A 3,759-nucleotide genomic window follows, 5' to 3' on the forward strand; every position below is an offset into this window, starting at 1 on the left:
CTCAGCGATCCCTACGAAATGCGCCAGTTGCTTGAGCATCAGGTCGATCTGATCATCGACGGCGGCTTTGGCGGCATCAAGGCCTCGACGGTGATTGACCTGACCGGCGACGACCCGGAAGTGGTCCGTGTCGGTTGCGGCGATCCAACGCCGTTCATGGTCGAGGCCTGAATGTCCGCAGTGGAAACCGTGGTCGATCCCCAGGCCGGCGCCCAGCAGGAACTGCCGTTCGCGATGGTCTATGGCCAGGCGGTCATGGAAATGCCGCTGGATCTGTATATCCCGCCGGATGCGCTGGAAGTCTTTCTTGAAGCCTTCGAAGGCCCGCTCGACCTGCTGCTGTATCTGATCCGCAAACAGAACATCAATATCCTCGACATCCCGGTGGCGGAAATCACCCGCCAGTACATGGGCTACGTCGAGTTGATGCAATCGGTGCGTCTGGAACTGGCTGCCGAATATCTGGTGATGGCGGCGATGCTCGCCGAGATCAAATCGCGCATGCTTCTGCCGCGCGCCGAAACCGTTGAAGATGAAGAAGACGACCCGCGCGCTGAACTGATCCGCCGCTTGCAGGAATACGAGCGCTTCAAGGCTGCCGCTGAAGGCATCGACGGTCTGAGCCGGGTCGGCCGGGATGTGATCGTGCCCAAGCTCGACGCCCCGGAAGCGCGGGCGCGCAAGCTGTTGCCCGACGTCGCGCTGGAAGAGATTCTGATGTGCATGGCCGAAGTTCTGCGCCGTGGCGACATGTTCGAAAGCCACCAGGTCAGCCGTGAAGCGCTGTCCACCCGCGAGCGCATGAGCGATGTGCTGGAACGGCTCAAGGGCGGCGGTTTCGTGCCGTTTGTCGAGCTGTTCACCGCTGAAGAAGGTCGCCTGGGTGTGGTGGTGACCTTCATGGCGATCCTTGAACTGGTCAAGGAATCCTTGGTCGAGCTGGTGCAGAATGAGCCGTTCGCCGCGATCCACGTGCGAGCCCGAGCCGAATAACGAGTCCCTGTATGAACCTGACTGAACCCCGCGAGCTGGCGTCCCTGCTTGAAGCCTTTCTGTTGGCCTCGGGAAAGCCGCAATCCCTTGAGCGCCTGTTTGAACTGTTCGAAGAAGGCGAGCGGCCGGAGCCGGCGGTCTTCAAGAAAGCCCTGACCCTGCTCGGCAAGTCCTGCGAGGGCCGTGCCTTTGAACTCAAGGAAGTCTCGTCGGGCTATCGCTTGCAGATCCGCGAGAAGTTCTCGCCGTGGGTCGGCCGACTCTGGGAAGAGCGCCCGCAACGCTATTCCCGTGCGTTGCTGGAAACCATCGCGTTGATCGCCTATCGCCAGCCGATCACTCGTGGCGAAATCGAAGATGTGCGTGGCGTGGCGGTGAACAGTAACATCGTCAAAACCTTGCTTGAGCGTGAGTGGATTCGCGTCGTCGGCTATCGCGACGTGCCGGGCAAACCGGCGATGTTCGCCACGACCAAGGCGTTTCTCGACCACTTCAACCTGAAAAACCTCGAAGACCTGCCGCCGCTGGCCGAACTGCGCGAGATGGAAGCCGAACCGGTGCTCGACTTCGACGACGCGCCGGTGCCGCAGAGTCTGCAGGAGCTGGCCGACGCCAGCGCTGAGCCGGAGGAGGAAAAGGAAGAAACCAGTTTCCATTCCCTGCTGCTGGAGCTGGACAGCATGGAAGAGGGGATCAAGACCGACTTCGACGACTTGCTGCGCGATGCGGTGGATGGCGAAGCGCCGGTGCCCGAGCCTGAGATCATCGCGCCGGTTGTTGAAGTTGAAGTTGAACTTGAAGCCGCGCCCGACGCCGAACCGGAAGAAGACATTCTCGGTGTCGCCGAAGCCCGCGAGAAACTCCTGGCCGCTGTCGCCGCCCTCGAACAGCCGGAAGCGGAGCTCAGCGAAGAAGAAGCCGAAGCCCGCGCGCTGGCTGAAGCGATTGAAGCCGAACGGCGCGAGTTCGAAGAATGACGCCTATTGAGAAACCAATGTAGACCCTTGTGGGAGCGAGCCTGCTCGCGAAGGCGGTGTGTCAGATACATCGATACTGAATGAGACTGCGCCTTCGCGAGCAGGCTCGCTCCCACAGGGTGAAATGTCGTTCTGGAGATTGCGATGAGCTCAACCAAAGACCCCTGCATCAGCCTCTGCAAATTCTCCGACGACATCTGCCTGGGTTGCGGTCGCAGCAAGCGCGAGATCAAGGCGTGGAAGAAACTCGACAAGGACGACAAACGCACGGTGCTGGCCGAAGCCGCGCTGCGTCTGATCAAACTCGGTGGTGCCGGTCGGCGGAAAAAGAAATAACCGGCAATCGATCAGCTAGTCTCTGATGCGCGATGGCGCACATCCGCGTATGATTCGCGACCCTTCGCCGATCCCTTCGGCCGAACACCAGTTTCCAATGTTTCAGGCGCCGCCTGAACAGACCACACCGGGAGGTGCCCAGATGAGTGACATCAATCAGCAAGACGACCAGGAAATCGGCCCAGCAGGCGAAAAGCTGCAGAAAGTCCTCGCCCGTATCGGCGTCGGCTCGCGCCGTGACGTCGAAGCCTGGATCAGCCAGGGCCGGATCAAGGTCAATGGCAAAGACGCCACCCTCGGCCTGCGCGTCGACATGCATGACGCCATTACCATCGATGGCAAGGTTATCAAACGCGAAGAGGCCGCCGAATCGGTGCGCCGCGTGATCATGTACAACAAGCCTGACGGCGAAATCTGCACCCGTGACGACCCGGAAGGCCGTCCGACCGTATTCGACAAGCTGCCGCGTCCGAAAGAAGGCCGCTGGATCAACATCGGCCGTCTCGACATCAACACCACCGGTCTGCTGATGTTCACTACTGACGGTGAACTGGCCAACCGTTTGATGCACCCGTCCTACGAGATGGACCGCGAGTACGCCGTGCGTGTACGCGGTGAAGTCGATGACGAGATGATCGAGCGCCTCAAGGCTGGCGTGGTGCTGGAAGACGGTCCGGCGCGTTTCACCGACATTCAACAGGCGCCGGGCGGTGAAGGTTTCAACCACTGGTACCACTGCGTGGTCATGGAAGGGCGTAACCGTGAAGTGCGTCGTCTGTGGGAATCGCAGGGTCTGGTGGTCAGCCGTCTGAAGCGCGTGCGTTTCGGTCCGGTGTTCCTCAACTCCGACCTGCCGATGGGCCGCTGGCGCGAAATGAGCCAGTACGAAGTCGACGTGCTCAGCGCCGAAGTCGGCCTGACGCCGGTGGCGATGCCGCAGCTGAACGCCAAGAGCAAGGACAAGCTCGAACGCATGCAGCGCAAATCGTCGCGGCCGATGGCCAAGACCGAGCGCGTGCGCACCTTGCGTCCAGCCGCCGGCGCACCGACCGGTCCACGCCCGGGCCGTGAGCCGCAGATCGAAGGCGAACGTCCAGGTCGCAAGCCAGTCGCCCGTGACGGCGAGCGCGCACCGCGTCCGGCCAATGGCCGTACTGAGCGTGGCGAAGGTCGTGCACCGGCCGGTCGCGGTACGCCAGTGGCGGATCGTCCAGCCGACACCACCAACAAGCGCCCGGCCAAACCAGCGCCGAAGCGTCCGGGGATCAAACTGGTCGAAGGCGACAAGCCCTCGGGCAAGCGTCGCGGCGCACCGGCCGGTTCCGGTCAGCGCCCGGGGTTTGGACGCAAGAAGCCGGAATAAGGCAACTGTGAGTTACTAGCTGCAAGCTGCAAGCTGCAAGCTGCAAGCTACAAGCTACAAGCTACAAGCTACAAGCTACAAGCTACAAGC

General features: G+C 61.6%; 5 protein-coding genes. All 5 read left to right on the top strand.

Annotation, left to right across the window (positions count from 1 at the left end; genetic code table 11):
- The coding region (locus D6877_RS19965; protein ID WP_178083718.1) for a Sua5/YciO/YrdC/YwlC family protein at window positions 1-171 on the top strand (171 nt) is incomplete at its 5' end.
- A 123-nt stretch (window positions 172-294) separates the two neighbouring features.
- Window positions 295-993 (top strand): ScpA family protein, encoded by a 699-nt coding sequence (locus tag D6877_RS19970; protein WP_172828192.1) that lies wholly within the window; start codon window positions 295-297, stop codon window positions 991-993.
- A gap of 11 nt (window positions 994-1,004) precedes the next feature.
- Window positions 1,005-1,970 carry an SMC-Scp complex subunit ScpB gene (gene scpB, locus D6877_RS19975; RefSeq protein ID WP_130911872.1) on the top strand — a complete coding sequence of 322 codons (966 nt, stop codon included), beginning with the start codon at window positions 1,005-1,007 and terminating at the stop codon, window positions 1,968-1,970.
- Window positions 1,971-2,114: 144 nt separating this feature from the next.
- Window positions 2,115-2,306, top strand: a complete 192-nt coding sequence (locus D6877_RS19980; RefSeq protein WP_016771121.1) for a DUF1289 domain-containing protein — start codon at window positions 2,115-2,117, stop codon at window positions 2,304-2,306.
- A 142-nt stretch (window positions 2,307-2,448) separates the two neighbouring features.
- Window positions 2,449-3,669 carry a 23S rRNA pseudouridine(2605) synthase RluB gene (gene rluB / locus D6877_RS19985; protein WP_130911873.1) on the top strand — a complete coding sequence of 407 codons (1,221 nt, stop codon included), beginning with the start codon at window positions 2,449-2,451 and terminating at the stop codon, window positions 3,667-3,669.
- The last annotated feature ends 90 nt before the right edge of the window (window positions 3,670-3,759 follow it).

This window comes from Pseudomonas sp. Sample_9, from assembly GCF_004307535.1.
In the GTDB taxonomy this organism is placed as follows: Bacteria; Pseudomonadota; Gammaproteobacteria; order Pseudomonadales; family Pseudomonadaceae; genus Aquipseudomonas; species Aquipseudomonas mercuritolerans.

Coding starts and splice junctions, on each gene's coding strand:
- scpB (WP_130911872.1), top strand. CDS start 1,005: ATGAACCTGACTGAACCCCGCGAGCTGGCGTCCCTGCTTGAAGCCTTT.
- D6877_RS19980 (WP_016771121.1), top strand. CDS start 2,115: ATGAGCTCAACCAAAGACCCCTGCATCAGCCTCTGCAAATTCTCCGAC.
- rluB (WP_130911873.1), top strand. CDS start 2,449: ATGAGTGACATCAATCAGCAAGACGACCAGGAAATCGGCCCAGCAGGC.